This window comes from Paenibacillus sp. SAF-068 (assembly GCF_051967555.1).
In the GTDB taxonomy this organism is placed as follows: domain Bacteria; phylum Bacillota; class Bacilli; order Paenibacillales; family Paenibacillaceae; genus Paenibacillus.
This window is the reverse complement of sequence record NZ_JBQCJX010000001.1, coordinates 2,652,482-2,672,371: the sequence shown is the minus strand read 5'-3', so window position 1 is coordinate 2,672,371 and position 19,890 is coordinate 2,652,482. Positions and strand designations below refer to the sequence as shown.

General features: G+C 49.2%; 16 protein-coding genes. 13 read left to right on the top strand and 3 right to left on the bottom strand.

What is annotated here, in order from left to right; genetic code table 11:
- Positions 1-24 precede the first annotated feature (24 nt).
- The 3 genes from ACTHPG_RS11480 (at position 25) to ACTHPG_RS11470 (ending at position 3,204) form a co-directional block, all read left to right on the top strand.
- Positions 25-1,197, top strand: coding sequence for a Gfo/Idh/MocA family protein (locus ACTHPG_RS11480; RefSeq protein WP_440389452.1), 1,173 nt, complete (start codon positions 25-27; stop codon positions 1,195-1,197).
- Between the two features lie 78 nt (positions 1,198-1,275).
- Positions 1,276-2,001 (top strand): ThuA domain-containing protein, encoded by a 726-nt coding sequence (locus ACTHPG_RS11475; protein ID WP_339234275.1) that lies wholly within the window; start codon positions 1,276-1,278, stop codon positions 1,999-2,001.
- A gap of 96 nt (positions 2,002-2,097) precedes the next feature.
- Positions 2,098-3,204 (top strand): Gfo/Idh/MocA family protein, encoded by a 1,107-nt coding sequence (locus ACTHPG_RS11470; protein ID WP_440389451.1) that lies wholly within the window; start codon positions 2,098-2,100, stop codon positions 3,202-3,204.
- 172 nt (positions 3,205-3,376) lie between these two features.
- Here ACTHPG_RS11470 and ACTHPG_RS11465 read toward each other — a convergent pair whose 3' ends face one another.
- Entirely contained in the window at positions 3,377-4,195 is an 819-nt protein-coding gene (locus ACTHPG_RS11465; RefSeq protein WP_440389449.1) for an SPL family radical SAM protein, read from the bottom strand.
- Positions 4,192-4,776, bottom strand: a complete 585-nt coding sequence (locus tag ACTHPG_RS11460) for a bifunctional transcriptional activator/DNA repair enzyme AdaA (protein WP_440389448.1) — start codon at positions 4,774-4,776, stop codon at positions 4,192-4,194. Before ACTHPG_RS11460 ends, ACTHPG_RS11465 begins: the two co-directional genes overlap by 4 nt.
- Before the next feature lie 190 nt (positions 4,777-4,966).
- Here ACTHPG_RS11460 and ACTHPG_RS11455 point away from each other — a divergent pair, with 190 nt between their 5' ends.
- Genes ACTHPG_RS11455 through ACTHPG_RS11445 form a run of 3 tightly spaced genes read left to right on the top strand, consistent with a single transcriptional unit; the run spans position 4,967 to position 7,633 of the window.
- Positions 4,967-5,947, top strand: coding sequence for a Gfo/Idh/MocA family protein (locus ACTHPG_RS11455; protein ID WP_440389447.1), 981 nt, complete (start codon positions 4,967-4,969; stop codon positions 5,945-5,947).
- Between the two features lie 30 nt (positions 5,948-5,977).
- Positions 5,978-6,718, top strand: coding sequence for an SAM-dependent methyltransferase (locus tag ACTHPG_RS11450; protein ID WP_440389445.1), 741 nt, complete (start codon positions 5,978-5,980; stop codon positions 6,716-6,718).
- Between the two features lie 21 nt (positions 6,719-6,739).
- Entirely contained in the window at positions 6,740-7,633 is an 894-nt protein-coding gene (locus tag ACTHPG_RS11445; RefSeq protein WP_440389443.1) for an NAD-dependent epimerase/dehydratase family protein, read from the top strand.
- Positions 7,634-8,023: 390 nt separating this feature from the next.
- Here the strand turns inward: ACTHPG_RS11445 and ACTHPG_RS11440 are convergent, their stop codons facing one another.
- Entirely contained in the window at positions 8,024-9,043 is a 1,020-nt protein-coding gene (locus ACTHPG_RS11440; RefSeq protein WP_440389442.1) for a LacI family DNA-binding transcriptional regulator, read from the bottom strand.
- 373 nt (positions 9,044-9,416) lie between these two features.
- Here ACTHPG_RS11440 and ACTHPG_RS11435 point away from each other — a divergent pair, with 373 nt between their 5' ends.
- The 7 genes from ACTHPG_RS11435 to ACTHPG_RS11405 all read left to right on the top strand — a co-directional run bounded on the left by ACTHPG_RS11435 (position 9,417) and on the right by ACTHPG_RS11405 (position 19,843).
- Positions 9,417-11,207 (top strand): L-fucose isomerase, encoded by a 1,791-nt coding sequence (locus ACTHPG_RS11435; RefSeq protein WP_440389441.1) that lies wholly within the window; start codon positions 9,417-9,419, stop codon positions 11,205-11,207.
- A gap of 125 nt (positions 11,208-11,332) precedes the next feature.
- Positions 11,333-12,823 (top strand): rhamnulokinase, encoded by a 1,491-nt coding sequence (locus ACTHPG_RS11430; protein ID WP_440389440.1) that lies wholly within the window; start codon positions 11,333-11,335, stop codon positions 12,821-12,823.
- 69 nt (positions 12,824-12,892) lie between these two features.
- Entirely contained in the window at positions 12,893-13,555 is a 663-nt protein-coding gene (locus ACTHPG_RS11425) for a class II aldolase/adducin family protein (protein WP_440389438.1), read from the top strand.
- A gap of 294 nt (positions 13,556-13,849) precedes the next feature.
- Complete coding sequence (locus ACTHPG_RS11420; protein WP_440389437.1) at positions 13,850-14,578, top strand: FCD domain-containing protein; 729 nt, start codon at positions 13,850-13,852, stop codon at positions 14,576-14,578.
- Between the two features lie 41 nt (positions 14,579-14,619).
- Entirely contained in the window at positions 14,620-16,668 is a 2,049-nt protein-coding gene (locus ACTHPG_RS11415) for a hydantoinase/oxoprolinase family protein (protein WP_440389436.1), read from the top strand.
- Entirely contained in the window at positions 16,665-18,638 is a 1,974-nt protein-coding gene (locus ACTHPG_RS11410) for a hydantoinase B/oxoprolinase family protein (protein WP_440389435.1), read from the top strand. The genes ACTHPG_RS11415 and ACTHPG_RS11410 overlap by 4 nt, the downstream gene beginning before the upstream one ends.
- Before the next feature lie 68 nt (positions 18,639-18,706).
- Positions 18,707-19,843, top strand: a complete 1,137-nt coding sequence (locus ACTHPG_RS11405) for an ABC transporter substrate-binding protein (protein WP_440389433.1) — start codon at positions 18,707-18,709, stop codon at positions 19,841-19,843.
- Positions 19,844-19,890: the final 47 nt, after the last annotated feature.

Sequence of the window (19,890 nt, the reverse complement as noted above, 5' to 3'; positions counted from 1 at the left end):
ATTATTCCAAAGGAGGAAATGACCATGTCAAATCGTCTTCGTGTCGGAATGGTTGGATACAAGTTTATGGGGAAGGCCCACAGTAATGCTTATCGCAGTCTGCCGATGTTTTTCCCATCTGCTCCGCTGCAGCCTGAGATGTCTGTGATCTGTGGACGTAACGAGCAGGGAGTGCAGGAAGCAGCGAATCAGTTCGGCTGGTCCGAAAGTGTAACCGATTGGCGCGAACTGGTGAAGCGAGATGATATCGATCTGATCGATATTAATGCGCCAAGTGATGCCCACAAGGAAATTGCGCTGGAAGCGGCCCGTCAGGGCAAGCATCTGTTTTGTGAGAAGCCTCTGGCCCTGTCACTTGCGGATTCACGTGAGATGCTTCAGGCAGCAGAGGATGCTGGAATCGCCCATATGGTCGGGTTCAACTATCGTTTCTCACCAGCGGTACAGTTAGCGAAAGATCTAGTGGAGAGCGGGCGACTGGGTAAAATCTATCATTTCCGTGCATTTTTCCTTCAAGACTGGATCATGGACCCATCGTTCCCGCTGGTATGGCGTTTGCAAAAAGAAGTGGCAGGCTCCGGTTCCCATGGGGATCTGGGTGCGCACTTAATCGATCTGGCTCGTTTCCTTGTCGGTGAATTCCAGGAAGTCATCGGTATGAGCGAAACATTTATCAAAGAGCGACCGCTTGCAGCCGAGATGACAGGGCTGAGTGCAAAAGGCAGTTCGAATGCGGATGCTCCCAAAGGAGAAGTGACCGTCGATGACGCTACCCTGTTCCTTGCACGATTCGCTGGAGGTGCGCTGGGCAGTTTTGAAGCAACACGCTTTGCAGCGGGGCATCGTAGTACGAACTCGTTTGAGATTAACGGCAGTCTCGGCAGTGTACGCTTTGATTTTGAACGGATGAATGAACTGGAAGTGTATTTTACAAAGGATGAAGAGGATGTACAGGGATTCCGCCGTGTACTGGCGACCGATCCTGCACATAAATATGCCGAAGCTTGGTGGCCTGCCGGACATACGATTGGATTCGAGCACACGTTCACCCATGAGATGCTGGAGCTGGTGACTGCGATCTCTGAAGGACGACAACCGTCCCCGAGTTTCCACGATGGAGTCGCCTGTCAGGCTGTATTGGAAGCCGTAGAACGTTCGGTAACGGAGCGGCGCTGGGTGACGCTTGAAGAGATGTGAACATAGATGAACAGCGAGACAGCGAAGTCAGGATGAGGTTGAACACAACTAAAATATCCGAAAGCGAGTGATGAAACGATGAGTAAAGCACTGATTGTATGGGGCGGCTGGGATGGACATGAACCGGAGCAGGTAGCGGCGATTTTTGAACGCATTTTGAAGGAAGAGCAGTTCGAGGTTGAAGTCTCGAATACGCTGGAGTCTTATGCGGATGCAGAGAAGCTGCTCGGTCTGGATCTGATCGTGCCATTGTGGACGATGGGGCAGATTGAGCAGGAACTGGTCAATAACGTATCAGCGGCTGTTCAGAGCGGTGTGGGCTTGGCTGGTCTTCACGGTGGGATGTGTGATGCCTTCCGAAATAACGTGGATTGGCAGTTTATGACGGGTGGACAATGGGTTGCTCATCCAGGTAACGATGGGGTGGAGTACATGGTGAACATGAAGCGTGGCTCCAGCCCGTTATTGGATCATATTGAAGATTTTCAGGTGAAAAGCGAACAGTACTACCTACACGTAGACCCGGCCGTGGAAGTGTTGGCCACAACTCGTTTTCCAGTGGTGAGTGGTCCGCATGCCGCGAATGGACCGGTAGATATGCCTGTTGTCTGGACGAAACGATGGGGCGCAGGACGGGTATTCTACAACTCACTGGGACACCATGCAGACATTGTAGACATGAAACCTGTGACTGAAATGATGCGCAGTGGCTTCAAATGGACAGCAGCAGGCAAAGAACTTGCCAAGAGTCGAGTAAGTGCCGCAACCGAAGTGTACACAGGCATGGCGGACAACCAGAACTAATGAGATTGTAGTTGGAATGTAAGCATAACTTCAGTATCAACAATTCATCCTCAAAGGATAAACCATATCTGATCCACGGCGAAGGGAGCCCCAGGCATGAAAACAATGAAAGTAGGCATTATTGGCTGCGGTAAAATCAGCGGTATTTATATGGAAAACTGTCACCGGTTTGAGGTGCTGGAACTTGTTGCTGTAGCGGATCTTGATCGGAAACGTGCCGAAGAGCAGGCAGCAGCCTATAACGTGCCTAACGTATACAGCGTGGACGAAATCTTGGCTGATCCCGAGATTGAGCTGATCATCAACCTGACCATTCCTTCCGTTCATGCGGATGTATGCTTGCGGGCGCTTGAATCTGGTAAACATGTTTATGTGGAAAAACCACTTGCTGTTACCCGTGAAGAGGGGCAGGCCGTGCTCGAAACAGCAAAACGTAAAGGATTGCTCGTGGGCTGTGCACCAGAAACGTTCTTCGGTTCAGGCATCCAGACTTCACTTCAATTGGTGGAGGAAGGGGTCATCGGCAAGCCGGTAGCGGCGACGGCATTTATGATGAGCCGTGGTCATGAGCACTGGCATCCCGATCCGGAGTTTTATTACGCCTCTGGCGGTGGGCCAATGTTTGACATGGGTCCATACTACCTCACGGCATTGGTTCAACTGATGGGACCGATCAAATCCATTGCAGGCATGACAGGTAAAGCCATGGAAGAACGCACGATTACGAGTGAGAAAAAGAGAGGACAGACGGTTTCCGTCGAAATTCCAACTCACGTTACGGGTTTGATGCAGTTTGAACAGGGAGCCATTGGCACACTGATTACGAGCTTTGACGTATTTGGCGGAAGTGCATTGCCACCGATTGAGATATATGGCACGCACGGTACATTACAGGTCCCTGACCCCAATACCTTCGGCGGTCCGGTTCGTTACCGCTTGCTGGGTGAACAGGAATGGACGGAAGTTCCGCTCCTCCCAGGGTATCAGCAGAATACACGCGGCATTGGTGTAGCAGATATGGCCTATGCGGCACATAGCGGACGCGCACATCGGGCGAGTGGGGAGCTGGCATACCATGTTCTTGAGGCCATGTGGGCATTCCACGATTCATCCGATGAACAGACATTCTACCAGATGAAAAGCTCGTGTCAACGTCCGGCTGCATTGCCTGTGGATCTGCCACTGTATACATTGGATAAGTAAGATAGCCATTATTGTTAATGTCATGACGAACAGCCCCTTCTCCTTAAAAAGGAAAGGGGCTGTTTTTTTATTAAATCAAAAAAATCTGGGGATAACAGCGGTCGGATCGGAAGGTTGTTCTGCCAACGGAGTGTCCAGTGTAAATATTCTTTGGTTCAACTTCTATAGCCATTTAAGGCTCAAATCCCGCCTGACTGATCCAGATCTCATCCTCGTCAAAATGGTCTTTCATCCGCTGAACGACAGTCTGATACGCATCTGGATGATACCAGTGCTCCATCCCCACTTGCTGGTATAGCGATTCCATGCCAAGTCGACGGGTGCGCTTCCCCTCACTGCCATCGCCCATGAAATAGTCGTCAATGCATACACGCTGAACAAGAGGTCTCAAGATGGCTGCAAACTGTTCACTGCTGGGTAATACGGGAGCAATCGCAACCTGTGTGGGTATTCTGGCATCCCGCAACTGTTCCAGTGCACGTAATCGGCCTGCAATCGGGGGAGCGGTAGGACTGAAATGCTTGCGCATATCGTCCAAATCTGTCTCTACAGTCATACTTACCCGAACCCGGTCACCTAACTGCTGTAACAGATCTATATCCCGGGTAACGAGAGGACTGCGGGTTTGGACTAATACAAAATCGGGCGGATACTGTACCATGATTTCAAGCAATGAACGAGTGATACACTCCTTGTATTCAGCGGGTTGGTACGGATCGGTACTCGATGACATGAACAGAGTGACTTTCCCTTTCGCCAGGGCACGCTGCAATTCTTTGGCGAACACTCGGGAAGCCTCCTGTTTTACATCAACCCAGCTCCCCCAATCCTCTTTGCGAAATAAGGAAACAGGCATCTGTCTGACATAACAATAGGAACAACCGAAGGCGCAGCCTGTGTAAGGATTCAGCGTATGTGTATAGCCATGAAGAAAACCGGTTCCTTTGTTCATTAACGTTTTGGGTACTTTGTAAGATAAGTTGGTCTTCATGAGTTGTCATGCCTTTCACGGTAATGTGCAGGTGTGAGACCTGTATGTTTGCGAAATACAGTAATGAAATAAGCAGAGTTGAGTATACCGACATGGCGACCAATCTCGGTGACGGTGAGTCTGGTATGTTCAAGCAACTTTTGGGCTTCGGTGATTCGTTTAATCTGAATATATTGAACCGGTGTGCGGCCTGTAATCCGCTTGAACACACGATGCAGATGATAAGGGCTGCCGTGACTAACAGTGGCAAGGATGTCCAGGGTTAGAGGCTCGGCATAATGATGTTCGATGTAATCCGTGATTCCGTATATCCACTCCTGATCAGGTACCCGCTCGCCTGTTGGTTTGCAGCGTTTGCAGGGTCTGAACTTTCGTGCCAAAGCTTCTTCAACATGTTGAAATATCAACACATTTTCAGCTTTGGGTGCTCTGGACTTACAGGAAGGTCGGCAGAAAATGCCCGTTGTCTGCACGCCGTAAAAGAACGTTCCATCATAGGAACTATCGTTGTGGATGATGGCATGCCAGTATTTTTCATCTATCGGTTTGGGCAGTATGCGATCTTGATCTGGACTTTCCACAGTGATCACCTCATCTCTAATTATACCCCTGATTCCAAGAGCTTGACGAAGTTTCAGCTTAAAAAGCAAGATTTCAATATCTGGGATACAGGACCTTTCTTCAATCTGAATGAAATATGAGCTACAATATACAGGATGGTATAAAGGTTATATCACAAATGAAATTTATAGATGAAAGAGGTAGGTAAGCATGGTTCGTTTTGGCGTAGTGGGTACCAACTGGATTACAGAAAGGCTTCTTGAAGCCGCAGCACAGGTTGAAGGATTCAAATTAACCGCCGTGTATTCAAGAACTGAAGAAAAGGCTAATGCATTTGCAGATAAATATGATGTAGAATACCGTTTCACCAGTCTGGAAGAGTTGGCGGCAAGTGATGTGATTGATGCAGTCTACATCGCGACACCCAATACCGTTCATGCGGAGCAAGCAGAGATTTTTCTGAGAAACGGCAAACATGTATTGTGCGAGAAACCTTTGGCTGCGAATAGCGCCGAAGTTCAGAGTATGATCGATACAGCACGTGAACACGAAGTTCTGCTCATGGAAGCGATGAAATCCACCCTTGTTCCCCAGTTCAAAATGGTACAGGAAAGCCTGCATAAAATTGGTCCTGTCCGTAAATACGTAGCAGGATACTCTCAGTATTCTTCGCGTTACGACAAATACAAAGAGGGGATTGTCTTGAACGCCTTCAAGCCTGAACTGGCTAATGGGGCATTAATGGATCTCGGTGTGTATTGTCTCTACCCATTGATTACATTGTTTGGTGCACCTAATCGGGTTCAGTCCCAAGCGATGATGCTGGAATCTGGCGTGGATGGACAGGGTAGCGTGCTGTTGGATTATGACGGGATGGATGCGGTCGTTACATACTCCAAAATCTCCAACTCTCATCTACCAAGCGAGATTATGGGGGAACTGGGCAGCATCATCATTGACAAGATTGGTTCACCAGAACATGCAGAGATACGATACAATGACGGTACGGTGGAGCAGCTCACAGTCGAACAAAACCATCCGGCGATGTACTATGAAGTGGAGGAGTTCGTGAATCTGGTTCAGGATGGCCGCAAGGAGTCCAGTATGAACACGTATGAACGCTCTTATGTTACGATGCAGGTCATGGATCAAATTCGGAAGCAGATTGGGCTTGTGTTCCCTAACGATTGAGACAAAAACAGGAAAGGTAGCTGAGACGAGATGAGCAGAGATGAGAAGAAGAACAGCAGAGAAGATAACTGCTCCAATGATTTTGGTGGTTTGGAACTGACACAGATTGTTTTCATAGGAAGAACCTTCGGGGAATATATGAAGATGTTCAACTTAACGGTGGAGGATCTTAGAGGCAAGTCCATTTTGGATTGTCCAGGTGGAGCATGTTCTTTCAGTAGCCAAGCGCGCAAGTTGGGTGCAGAGCCCATGGCCGCGGACATTGCCTACCAATACGAGATTAACGAGCTTGAAGTAAAGGGATTTCAAGATATTGAACATACGATGAAACAGATGGAACCTGTACAAGGGATCTATGTGTGGGATCAATTTGGATCCATCCAGGGGTTAAAGGAAGAACGAACTCGTGCCATCACAGATTGCATCGCAGATATGAGAAATTTCCCTGACTGTTATGTGGCGACTGTGCTCCCGGATCTTCCGTTTGCCGATGAACAATTCGATCTGACGTTATCCGCCCATTTTCTGTTTACGTATGCGGATCGATTGGATGTTGATTTTCATGTTGCAACCGTAATGGAACTGCTGCGTGTGAGCAAACGAGAGGTTCGCATTTTTCCGACGGTTGATCTGTCTGGCGAACGCTACAAGCATATGGACGCCTTAAAATTATTACTCGAAGAGCGTGGGTACACCGTATCCGAAGAACCAACATCATATGAGTTTCAACGGAATGCGCACACCATGCTTCAAATCGTTAAACATTCATGAACAAGATAGGAGGTTTTTCGAATGAACAAAGTTCTTATACTTGGGGGTACACGTTTTTTTGGTAAACGTCTGGTCGATCACTTGCTGTGGGAAGGAAAATCGCAGATTACAGTCGCAACTCGCGGTAAAACGGATGTCGACTTCGGACCGGAAGTGAACCGGATCAAGATGGATCGAGAAGACCCGGAATCTCTGGCAGAGGTTGCGCAGACAGACATGTGGGATGTTGTGTACGACAATATCTGTTATTCCCCGGATGCGGCGATAGCGGCCTGTGAAGCTTTTGCAGGACGCACCAAAAGGTACGTTTTAACATCAACACTCTCGGTGTACGGTGATCCCAGACCTGGATTCAAGGAAACGGATTTTGACCCGTATACGTACCCATTACAGTATGGGAGTGCGGAGGATTTTTCGTATGGAGAAGGCAAACGGCTTGCCGAGGCAGTATTTTTCCAGGAAGCGGATTTCCCGGTTGTGGCGATGCGCATTCCCATTGTACTCGGGATTGATGATTATACGAGAAGACTTCATTTTCATATTGAACATGTGCAAAAAGGAAAACCGATCGGCATGCCAAATCCGGATGCAGAGATTGGATTTATCAATTCCACCGAAGCAGCAAGATTCCTCGCCTGGCTTGGACATTCTTCCATTACCGGTCCAATAAATGCAGCTTCCAAGGGTTCGATTACGCTGTCAGCCATGATACATCTGATCGAGACAGTCACGGGCATGCAGTCCCAGATCCTCACGGAAACGGTGAAAGAGGACATGTCACCCTTCGGCGTCGAGCAATCATGGACGATGGTGACGACCAAGGCAGAACAAGCTGGATATACGTTCGAACCTCTGATGGACTGGTTCCCGGGACTTGTTCGTGAGGTTGCTCTCGCATTACAGTCGGAGAGGTAGAATATCGGCTCGGATGAAACCAAAATGAAACTGAATGAACCTGACGAACCAATCGGTTTGGACGAGCGGGTCATTCTAACGAATGAACATCAAACAGGGTGCAACCAGAGCGTAATCTCCGGTGCACCCTGTTTATGTTGTCGTTTTTTCGAAGTTGAACGGGACCTAATCCAGATAAGAGGGACTAATCATTTACACAATAACGTAGAGGACAGAAAAAACCTGAAAAAGCGAAGCGTTCGCCTACAAGCTTTCTGCAAGAAAGCTACATCGGAAGCATACGCTATCTCCGGATTTCCCCTTTAAAAGGGAATGAAAAAATATGGGGATAACAGCGATTGGAAGGTTGTTCTGTTATCGTAGTGTCAGTGTAAATAATTTTTGGTCCACTTATTTAGTCAACTCACGTGGAGCAGAGGCAGAAGCACGTATGCGCAGTTCTGATGGTAGAATGACGGTCTGGGCTTCCGAAGGGGCTTTTCCCTCAATCCGGTCGATCAGCATCTGTACGCCCTGAAACCCAAAATCATATGCGGGCTGTGCCGCTACGGTCAGGAAAGGATCAAAGGCAGAAGCCAGATCCAGATCGTCAAAACATACGACGGAGATGTCTTCTGGCACGCGCAGTCCCCGTTTACGCAAAAGCCGGATGACCGCAATCGCCAACATGTTGTTGGCTGCAAAAATGGCTGTTGGTTGCCCCGGTTGAGAGAGTAGTCGATCCAGTCCCTCTTCATCGCTGAAATCCCGGTACCCGGTTCGAAGGACAAGCTCGGGATCGAAAGCGGCTCCGCCCTCACGCAAACCCGCTATATAACCTTCTTCCCGCAGTCTGGCGGTAGAAACCTCCGAAGAACCATTGACCAGTGCAATGCGCTGGTGTCCCAAATGCACCAGATAACGGATTAGCTCAATTGCACCTTCCCGGCTATCTCCGGCAATGATATCTGACGTAATGCCAGGTACGGTGCGGTCCAGAAAGACAAACGGAATGTGTCGTTCCTGCAACTGTTTCAGATGAGGCAGAGACCGATCTCCCGCCGGCGCATAGAGTACACCATCCACGCGAGTGGACAGAATCGCATCCACGTAATCCTTTTCCTTATTGTAATCCTCGTCACTATTACCGAATAGAAGCCGGTACCCACGAAGATGGGCTGCATCTTCAGCACCACGGGCCAGTGTTGTATAAAAAGGGTTGGTAATATCCGTAATCAGCAGGGAGAGCATCTGGGTTCGTTGAAGCACAAGGCTGCGCGCATTGGAGTTTGGGATGTAGCCCAATTCGTCGATCACCTGTTGAACACGTTCACGTGTCGCGGAACTGATGCGACCTGTATGATTAATGACCTTGGAGACCGTCATGGCGGAGACGTTGGCTTTTTTGGCAATATCATAAATGGTAATCATTAGAATCTAACCTTTCCGCAACATAGTCTTACCATTCTATAGGATAATGCCAATTGACAGCAAGATAGGCTCGTGCTATGTTAGGGTTACCGATAACCCTAACTGGGTTTTGAACGTCTTTACTACACAAACCATTTCGTTAAATTCGCTCATGCTCGTTCCATTTGTTTGTTAGAGGAACTACATAGACAGCTGATTAATGAAGTGGTTTTTTATTATTCATTTAAATATGTAAACGCATTCAAAATTAAAGAGGCTCTTAAGTCTGTGTATGCAGATCTTGCGAGTAACCGGGGTATCGGTTGTATTTCCGCATTAGGTTTCTCAATTCAACCCAAATTCTATGAAACGAATTGAAGGAGGACACTCTAGTATGACACATCAGGATTATCGTTATAAGCAGGCTTTCCCCAAGATTGGTATTCGTCCCACGATTGATGGAAGACGCAAGGGAGTTCGGGAGTCGCTGGAAGAGCAGACGATGCGGATGGCTACGTCCGTTGCCGAGCTGCTTGCAGCCGAACTGCGTTATCCTGACGGCTCAGCAGTAGAGTGCGTTGTAGCCGAGACCTGTATTGGCGGAGTGGCCGAAGCGGCCGCAGCATCTGAACTATTCAGCCGTTCCAACGTGGGTGTAACGATTACCGTGACACCATGCTGGTGTTATGGTACCGAAACGATGGATATGTCGCCATCCATTCCTACAGCGATCTGGGGTTTTAATGGAACTGAGCGTCCGGGTGCAGTATATCTTGCAGCAGTACTCTCCGCCCATGCACAGAAGGGGATTCCGGCCTTTGGGATCTATGGAGAGGATGTACAGGACGGCGGAGATACAACGATTCCCGATGACGTGCGTGATAAATTGCTCCGTTTCAGCCGTGCGGGTCTTGCAGCCGCTACCTTGAAAGGGCAAGCCTATCTGTCGATTGGATCGGTATCCATGGGGATTGCAGGTTCAATCGTGAACGATTCATTTTTCCAGGAGTATTTGGGCATGCGCAATGAGTACGTGGATATGAGTGAACTCACTCGGCGTATCGAAGAAGAGATCTATGACCCCGAGGAGTATAAGCTCGCGCTGGCCTGGGTGAAGGAGAACTGTAGTGAAGGTCCGGACAACAACGCTGCCCACCTGCAAACGGATCGCAAACGCAAAGGGTACGAATGGGAAACCGTTGTGAAAATGACCCAAATCGTGCGTGACCTCATGGCGGGCAACCCAAGATTGGCAGAGCTGGGGTTCACAGAGGAATCGATGGGGCACCATGCAATTGTATCCGGGTTTCAGGGACAACGGCAGTGGACGGATCATTCTCCAAACGGAGATTTTCTGGAGTCGATATTGAATTCTTCCTTTGACTGGAATGGCAAACGTGCGCCTTATCTGGTTGCAACGGAGAATGATAGCCTGAATGGAGTATCGATGTTGTTCGGTTCGTTGCTCACGCACACGGCTCAGATCTTCGCTGATGTACGTACGTATTGGAGTCCGGATTCCGTAGAGCGTGTGACGGGGCACCAGTTGGAAGGAAAAGCGAAGGATGGCATCCTGCATTTGATTAACTCCGGTTCAGCAGCATTGGATGGCACAGGACAACAGTCCAGAGACGGGAAGCCTGTCCTCAAGCCATTCTGGGAAATTACAGATGAAGAAGTTCAGGACTGTCTGAAAGCAACATCGTGGAGACCGGCATCCGTAGAATATTTCCGCGGGGGCGGCTATTCAGCGGATTTTCTGACCAAAGGTGGCATGCCTGTAACGATGACACGTCTGAATCTCGTCAAAGGACTGGGACCGGTACTGCAAATCGCTCAGGGTTACACGGTCGATCTGCCTGAAGACGTGCATAATACGTTGGATCAACGGACAGATCCAACCTGGCCATCCACCTGGTTTGCACCTGTTCTAACCGGATCGGGAGCGTTTACTTCCGTATACGAGGTGATGAATCAATGGGGCGCGAACCATGGCTCCATCTCGTATGGACATATTGGTGCCGACCTGATTACGCTCGCTTCCATGCTTCGTATTCCGGTAAATATGCACAATGTACCCGAGACGGAAATTTTCCGCCCGCGTGCATGGGGATTATTCGGCACCAGTGAGCCGGAGAGTGCAGATTACCGTGCTTGCAGTGTGTTTGGCCCGTTGTATCGTTAATATAACGTTCCATTCCTGTCAAACGCCATGTTCCTTATGAAATGAAGTTAACATGGCGTTCTCTTGAAGACTGTGTTCAGATAGCGACCATGGCTTATCGCGTAGAGTTAAGGAGGCTTGGTAGAATGGGCAATCAAGCAACACATGTGCTTGCTGCCGATTACGGTGCCGGTAGTGGACGCATAGTCCGGGGTTCTTTTGATGGAAGCAGACTCTCGTTACGAGAAGTGCATCGTTTCAACAACGAACCGGTGCAGCTGGGGGATGGGTTGTATTGGGATTTCTTGCGCCTTTTTCATGAATTAAAACAAGGTATCGTGAAAGGGACGCAAGGCATCTCTCCATCAGTCCGATCTATAGCAGTGGATACGTGGGGAGTGGACTATGGACTGATCGATGGGGCGGGAAGATTATGCTCGAATCCCCGGCATTACCGGGAAGCACGCAACGCACAGTGGATGGCAGAAGTACTGCACATGGTGAAAGAAGAAGAACTGTATGCGATGTCCGGCGTTCTGCCGCAGCAGATCAATACTGTATTTCAACTGCTAGGGAATGTACGAGAGCAGGCGGAAGGATTGCATCCGGATGTGCACATGTTATTCATGCCGGATCTATTTCACTATTATCTATCCGGTCAGCAGGCTTGTGAGTATACGATTGCAAGTACCAGCGGACTGTTGCATGCAGGCGAGGCACGTTGGAATGAACATCTGATCGGACGTCTCGGCATACCGGAAACATTATTTCCAAGTCTCGTTCAGCCCGGTACCGTACTGGGTAATTTAACGGCTGAGTTGTGTGCAGAATTACAAATTGGTCCGTTGCAGATAGTCTCAGTGGGCTCACATGATACCGCATCTGCCTTGGCAGCCATCCCTGCGATGGATTCGAATTTCGCTTTTATTAGCTGTGGTACCTGGTCTCTTATGGGTGTGGAGCGTGATACACCTGTACTGGATGACCGAAGCCGTGCATTGGGATTCACCAATGAAGGCACCGTAAGTGGGAAAGTACGTACCCTGAAAAATCGTTCAGGTCTGTGGCTGCTACAGGAATGCAAACGGCAATGGGAACGGGAGAATCAACGTTTCACACATGAAGAACTGGTTCAGCTGGCTGCCTTGGCAACGCCGCATCAAAGTTACGTATCGCCGGGAGATAGCGTATATTTGGCGCCAGGGAATATGGTTGAACGAATACGGCAACAATGCAGTGCCAGCGGACAGACAATACCCGAAACGACTGGAGCAGTTGTACGCTGCATACTGGAAAGTCTTGCTCTGGAATTCAGACAGACGCTGGATGAACTGCAGTTGATTACAGGTACAAGACCTGGTGTCATTCATATGGTTGGTGGCGGTGTACACAATCGACTATTGTGCCAGTTTACAGCCAATGCAGCAGGTGTACCGGTGGTGGCAGGCCCCGCAGAGGCGACTTCAGCCGGGAATTGCATGCTGCAATTCCTTGCTCATGGAGAAGTGAGTAGCTTGGCCGATGTTCGGGAGGTCATGGCTGATTCCTTTTCCCCCGAGACCTATGAATCTGAGGATACAGAGCTTTGGCAAGAAGCTCATGAAAACTACCAAAGTTTGAATCAAATCAAAAGGTAATATACAGATGTAATGAACATGGATGCAAAATGCTTGCCAAAAAGAAAAGTACGAGGAGTGGTGAGGAACATGTCTGAACAGCAGATAAGGGAAGAATTGACGAAATATGCCCGCAGAGCAGTTGCTCAAGGGTTGGTGGTAGGTCCCGGCGGAAATCTGAGCGCTCGCTCTGGTGGAACGATGCTGTTGTCTCCGAGTGGTTATGCACTTGAAGACCTGGAGCCGGACGAGTGGATCGCTATTGATATCGAGACAGGAGAGACTAGCGCGGAATCAACACGTCCGTCTTCTGAAGTATTGATGCATCTCTATAGCTATCGTATCAGTTCGGATATCCAAGCCATTGTGCATACGCATCCGGCGTATACGATCGCACTCAGTCTCGTTTTCGATGAATTGCCACACTTGTTCCCTGATCAGTCTGCATTGGTGGGCGATATCGGGTTCGTACCATATGTTCTGCCAACGACGAAACAACTTGCCGATGCAGTCTCGGCAAAGGTAGAGGATCATACAGCACTCATTCTCGTCAATCACGGATTGGTTACAACGGGTAAAAACCTCCGCGAAGCTTATTATCGCACCCAGGTGGTGGAAGAAAGCGCGAAAGTATATATGATCGCCAAGGCAACCGGAGAACCCAAAGTGTTAACTGCTGAGGAATATAAGGAAATTCAATCCCTTGAAAGTGAAGCCTACCGTGTGCAGCTGTTGCAACAACTAAAGTCCTGATTCCTGTTTTGAGCATTCATGATTATGTTAGTAACTATAATAGGTTGTTACGCTAAGAGCAGATTGCATCCTCCAGATCGAAACTGGAATACAGGATGTGAAATGCTCTTTTTTATGTTGAGATAGAATTGAAAGTCGAAAAATGTAGTTGGGAGAAATAATTCATACTAATTTGATGAGAATTGTTGAAAATGAAACGTTTAGAAGGTATACTATCGTTAATCATCAATGAGTAACAACTACGAGGAAGACGATAAAAAATATTAATGAAGTAACTATGAGGGGGGAAATGGTGTGGGTCCTGAGCTAAACGAAATGGAGTTGGAATACGAACTGTTGAAGCAGCTTCAAGAGGCGAACGCTCCCATCGGGGCCAGTACGTTGGTTCATACTTTGGGCAAAACGTATGGTCTGAGTCAGGCAACCATCGGAAGAAGACTTATGGAGATGGATGTTGAAGGATTTACCGTTCTGAAAGGCCGCAAGGGAAGGACTTTGACCGAACAGGGACTGGATCGAATGAAGACGTTGGAAAGAGATTTGCAGCAAAAAAATGTGAACTCACAGTTAATTCAGATGCTGAACCATTCCGGGGAAAAGGCTCTTCTGGATGTTCTCGTTGCCCGAAGGGCACTTGAGCGGGAGATTGCTTCCCTGGCAGCACAGCATGCCTCGAAAGAATACATAGCACTGTTGCAAGCATCCATTGCGAACCAGCATGAATTGCTTTCCAAGAATATTATACCATATGAGCAGGACCGGGAGTTCCACAGATTGCTGGCCTACGCTGCGCAAAACCGAATTCTCCTGCATGCGGTTGAACTGGTATGGGAGACAAGCCGTGATTTTCTGGAGACAGCATATATTCGCCGGAGAGTAGGAAGTGAATTAGTTGTGGACCATCAGCAGATTCTGGATGCTATTGTAGCTGGCTCTCCGGAGCAGGCTGAAGCGGCAATGGTGAATCATATCAACCAAATGATTGATGATGTCAAACGTTATTTCGCCATGCAAAACCAATAACATTCCTTAGATTGAGATCCTGTGATAAAGGAGTTGAGCTTGTGGACACGATCTACCGTTTAGGCATAGATATCGGAGGTACTTTCACGGATGCGCTGGTGATGGACCATGAGGGCAGGGTGATTGCGGCGCTCAAGACGCCATCGATTGCAACAGCTCCGGAACAGGCGATTTTTAACGCACTTGATCAACTCAAGGAGAATGGTGTGAACATTCGTGAGATTGATCTATTTGTGCATGGAACAACTCTTGGCGTGAACACGTTAATCGAACGAAATGGTGCGGTTACAGGCCTGTTGGTCACCAAAGGATTTCGCGATATTCTTGAGATCCGGCGGTTGCGACTTGAGGATACAACCAATCTGTATGGTGACAAGACCGATGCGCTGGTACCGAGACAGCATGTCAAGGAAGTTGATGAACGTGTGATTGCGGGTGGGGGCATACTCCAGCCATTGAATCAGGAACAGCTGCTGCAAGCGGTACATGAGCTGGTGGAGGATGGCGTTACTGCGTTGGCGATCAGTTTTCTACATGCTTATGTGAATCCGGTCCACGAACAGCTTGCGGAAGATCTGATCAGGAAACATTATCCGCAGCTGTTCATCAGCCGGAGCAGCGCTATCTGGCCACAACAGCGTGAGTTCGAACGAACACTCGCAACGGTGATGAACGCTTATGTAGGTGAACGAATGGGTTCATATTTCCTGCGTCTGCAAAAAGGTATTGAGGCGTATGGGCTTAAAGCCAACTTGTTGTCGACCATGTCCAACGGTGGAATTATGACGGCTGCCAGAGCGGCCAATGAGCCGGTACGTACGCTTCTATCCGGGCCTGCTTCCGGTGTAATCGCCGCGACCCATATTGCTGAACGAGCGGGCATTCATCAGGTCATTACATTCGACATGGGCGGGACAAGCGTTGATGTTGCTCTCATCGACAACGAACCAACCTATTCATCCGAGAACAAGGTTGGTGATTTTCCGGTCATCATTCCTGCTGTTGATGTAACGGCTATAGGGGCAGGGGGTGGTTCAATTGCCTGGCTTGATTCCGTAGGCGTACTCAAGGTGGGGCCACGCAGTGCGGGAGCCAACCCCGGTCCGGCCTGTTATCAGCGCGGGGGAGAAGAGCCGACAACCACAGATGCCTATCTACAGCTCGGTATCCTGCATGCTGACCGTTTCCTTGGCGGACAAATGCGTCTGTATCCCGAACTTGCAGAGCGTACGCTGGGCAATCTGGGAGAGAAACTCGGTCTGAATGCCGAACAGACTGCGCAAGCCATTCTAGATGTGGCAACCGCCAATATGTATGCCCAGTTTTCTCCCCTTATGGCTCGCAAGGGTGTTGATCCCCGCGACTTTACGTTGCTGGCATATGGCGGAGCTGGCCCGATGCATGCTTTTCTGATGGCACGCGAGGTAGGAATTGGCAGAGTGCTGATCCCGCCATCTCCGGGAACCCTGTGTGCCATGGGCTGCACGGTTGCCAATCTTCGCAATGACTTCGTTCATACGTTACACAAAAGCATCCAGACTCTGGAGCCTGGTGAGTTAAGTTTCCTTTTCACTGCATTGGAAAACCAGGGGCGTAAATGGGTCGATGAGGAAGCCCGGGGCGGTGTCAAGCTGGACAATATCTATTGTCTGTACAGTGCGGATATGCGCTATGAAGGACAGGCCTTTGATCTTGAGGTCGCGCTGACATTGGAAGAAATTGAAGATCCCATGAAGGCAGGGATTAAATTCCATACGTCCTACCAGAATGTGTTTGGCATTAGTCAGCCAGAGGCTGAGGTTATGTTTGTAAGTCTTAGAGCGACCATTGTAGGTGTTTTGCCTACTCATAACAAGGTGAATCCAATAGATTTACCGTTCGACGAGAGTGGAGCGGAGGAACGGATCATTACCTTTGACCATGTACAGCAGACAGCAAAGGTACTGAAAAGGGAACAGATTCCATTCGTGGATGCTCCCATTTCCGGACCCATTATTGTGGAGGAATACGATACAACGATCTTTATCCCGCCTGGATATATGGTGTATCGGGATGTGCACGGGAACGTGATTGGGGAGGTGAAAGCATGATCGCTGACAAGGTCTTTCTTGAGATTTTCAACAACCGGATTCAAGCCGCCGTGGAAGAAATGGCAAATGTCGTACTGCGCACAGGATTCACCGCTTTTGTCAAGGAAACGGGCGATTTTGGAACCTACCTCTTATCTCCAGCCGGGGAAACGTTCGGGTCGCCGCTGGAGACGGGTTACAATCTGTCTCTGGGCATCCCTGCTGCTGCGACCATTAACAGTATAGAAGACTGGAAAGAAGGGGATCTCGTTATATGTAATGATCCCTATTCCACCAGGGGCATGGTCACACACCTTCCAGACATTCATCTCATTAAGCCTTATTTTCACGAAGGGCAAATCATCGCTTATGGCATGTGCTTCGTTCATTCATCCGATGTAGGCGGCAAGGTACCGGGAAGCGTATCTCCCAGCGCCTACGATATTCATATGGAAGGCATTCGAATTGCACCAGTCAAGTTGTATGAAGCCGGTGTTCTGAACGAGCAGATTCTCCGCATGTTTCTGGACAACAGTCGAATTCCGGAGCAAAATCTGGGTGATCTCAATGCGCTTATGGCCGCATTGAATCGGGGAGAGCAGCGACTTGCGGAACTCATTGCACGATATGGCGTGGAGAAAATCCAGCAGGGCATCGAGCATTTACTGGAATATGCCGAGCTGAAGGCTCGTGCCATCGTGCAGGATATCCCTGACGGTTCCTATGACTTCTGGGACTACCTGGAGAAGGGCCCAGGAGGATATCCCATCCGCTTGCGCTGCACAATGACGATTTCAGGCAGTGACATTCATCTGGACTTTAGCGGCACCGATCCTCAGGTCAGGGCTTCATTCAATATTCCTACCCACAACCAACAGGGACATTACATGCTGGTACCTGCACTTATTCGTTATTTCCGTACACTTGATCCGACCATTCCGTGGAATTCGGGCATGATTCGCATGGTGCGAAATTATGCCCCTCCTGCTTCCGTTCTTAACCCTGAGCCGATGGCAGCTGTAGGGGCACGTGCTGCGACCTTTATCCGGCTGATGGACGTTATCACGGGAGCTCTGGGGAAAGCTCAGGGCAGTATGGTTCCCGCAGCAGGAGCTGGACAAGCCTGTATCGTCATGATGGCGATGACCGATGCGTCCGATGGTAAGAAAAAGGTGGGCGTCATTCAGCCGATCTGCGGAGGTTCGGGAGCAAGGCCGATGAAAGACGGGATTGATGGTATGGATTTTGCGGTTGGTCATCTTCGAAATATCCCTGCGGAAACGGTGGAAGCCGAGATGCCTGTGTTGATCGAGCATTACGGTCTTCGTGCCGATTCGGCAGGTGCAGGAACTTTCCGTGGTGGAAGTGGAATCGACTTGTGCGTCAGAATTCTAACACCGGATACCGTGATGACAGCCAGAAACATGGAGCGAATGGAGTTTCAGCCTTGGGGCAGGCTCGGTGGCGGTGTAGGTTCACATGGAGAAGCGATTCATAATGCCGGGCGTGCAAGTGAGTATCATCTGGGAAGGATTGATGAGCTGCTGCTTCAGCCCGGAGAAACGGTTACGTTCCTTTCGCAAGGCGGAGGCGGATATGGCGATCCGTATGAGCGTGATTCTCGTCTGGTTCTGGATGACGTAAGAAGTGGGCTGGTATCCCCTGAGAAAGCCCTTGAGTTATACGGTGTTGTAATTGACGGCCTGGAGCTGAGCGAGAGCGATACCGAACAACTGCGAGCCAAGCGACCACGGAAGCAGGAGGAATTTGCCTACGGCAAGGCACGGGAGCAATTTGAAGCCATATGGAGCGATGAGATGCAGGTAACGTTGAATCAGGCCTTGCTGAATGCTCCGCTTGCACTGAGAGACTACCTGAAGCGCCAGACCATGGGCGTTGTTGAGGAGAAGTATAAGGAATCCCTCTCTGTAGATCCACGGGAGATATCCGACATTATGGAAGAGTTATGCCAGAACATAGGGTTGCATTGATCAAGTGCATGGAGACTGTCTAGTTCTGTCTTATCGATAAAACCAACTTCATGGATGGGGGAATTAGCATGTTCAAATCAAACAAAAAACGCTTTCTCAGCCTAGCCTCTCTGACACTGGCCGGTACATTGGTGCTTTCCGCCTGCGGTGGAACAGGCGGTTCAAGTAATACTGACGGAGAGACTGAGGCATCAGGAGCAAGCGGAGACAAAGTTAAGCTGACCATGTTTATCTGGGCTGGTTCCAATCAAGATGTCGTTCCAAAAGAAGTGGTTGCCGAGTATGTGAAAGAACATCCCAACGTTGAAGTCACCTTTGAGGAATCCTCCAATTCGGTAATGTACCCCAAGATGGTTGCTGGCAAGCAGGCTGATGCCAACAATCCGGTGGTTAACTTTGGTTACTTTAATGCAGATGCAACGGCTAAAGGCTTAAATGACGACATGTGGGAGCCACTGGATACAAGTATCGTGACCAATATCAAGGACATCCCGGAGTCCTTCCACAAGCCAGACAATAAAGGCGTGGTCTGGGGTGTTTCGAGCTTCGCCCTGGTGTATAACAAAGACCTTGTGAAAACGCCGCCTACCAGCTGGAACGATCTGTGGAATAACGAGGAGTTCAAAGGAAAAACTGCGCTCTGGGACTACATGTTCTATTCCTATATCTCCCCACTTATTGCTACCAAAGGTCAAGAGATTGGTGCATCCTATGAAAATCCCGAGCCAGCCTTCCAGTTCTGGGCAGATCGCAGTAACCAGATTGGCACATTGGTTTCATCCAATGATCAGCTGAAGGCACTGCTGGAGTCAGGTGATGCGCTCATTGCCCCATTCAGTGCACAAGTTGCACAGACATGGATTGATGGCGGTTCTCCACTTGCCGTAGCGTATCCGAGTGAAGGTGCGATCTCCTTCCCGTACACACTTCAGGTCGTGAAGGGTTCAACACCTGAGCAGGCACGTGTTGCAAATGAAATTATCAACGAATTGTTGAGCGCAGAGGCGCTGTCGCAATATGCGGAAGCAACGGGTACGCCAGTAACCAGTACGACAGCTGCAGTTCCGGACAAGTACAAGGATGATCCTTCCTTCTCCGTGGAAACGCAAAGCAACGGTATTAATCCAGACTGGGATGTGCTTGCACAGAACAGCTCTTCCTGGAAGGAACTATGGGATCGACTCGTGAAAACAAAACTTCAATAAACGGATTGTTGCCAGGAACACAACAATGCCGGATTCGGTTATGAACC

Bases quoted from the DNA above. Each gene is read 5' to 3' on its own strand.
- ACTHPG_RS11480 (WP_440389452.1), top strand. From the start codon at position 25: ATGTCAAATCGTCTTCGTGTCGGAATGGTTGGATACAAGTTTATGGGG.
- ACTHPG_RS11475 (WP_339234275.1), top strand. From the start codon at position 1,276: ATGAGTAAAGCACTGATTGTATGGGGCGGCTGGGATGGACATGAACCG.
- ACTHPG_RS11470 (WP_440389451.1), top strand. From the start codon at position 2,098: ATGAAAACAATGAAAGTAGGCATTATTGGCTGCGGTAAAATCAGCGGT.
- ACTHPG_RS11465 (WP_440389449.1), bottom strand. From the start codon at position 4,195: ATGAAGACCAACTTATCTTACAAAGTACCCAAAACGTTAATGAACAAA.
- ACTHPG_RS11455 (WP_440389447.1), top strand. From the start codon at position 4,967: ATGGTTCGTTTTGGCGTAGTGGGTACCAACTGGATTACAGAAAGGCTT.
- ACTHPG_RS11450 (WP_440389445.1), top strand. From the start codon at position 5,978: ATGAGCAGAGATGAGAAGAAGAACAGCAGAGAAGATAACTGCTCCAAT.
- ACTHPG_RS11445 (WP_440389443.1), top strand. From the start codon at position 6,740: ATGAACAAAGTTCTTATACTTGGGGGTACACGTTTTTTTGGTAAACGT.
- ACTHPG_RS11440 (WP_440389442.1), bottom strand. From the start codon at position 9,043: ATGATTACCATTTATGATATTGCCAAAAAAGCCAACGTCTCCGCCATG.
- ACTHPG_RS11435 (WP_440389441.1), top strand. From the start codon at position 9,417: ATGACACATCAGGATTATCGTTATAAGCAGGCTTTCCCCAAGATTGGT.
- ACTHPG_RS11430 (WP_440389440.1), top strand. From the start codon at position 11,333: ATGGGCAATCAAGCAACACATGTGCTTGCTGCCGATTACGGTGCCGGT.
- ACTHPG_RS11425 (WP_440389438.1), top strand. From the start codon at position 12,893: ATGTCTGAACAGCAGATAAGGGAAGAATTGACGAAATATGCCCGCAGA.
- ACTHPG_RS11410 (WP_440389435.1), top strand. From the start codon at position 16,665: ATGATCGCTGACAAGGTCTTTCTTGAGATTTTCAACAACCGGATTCAA.
- ACTHPG_RS11405 (WP_440389433.1), top strand. From the start codon at position 18,707: ATGTTCAAATCAAACAAAAAACGCTTTCTCAGCCTAGCCTCTCTGACA.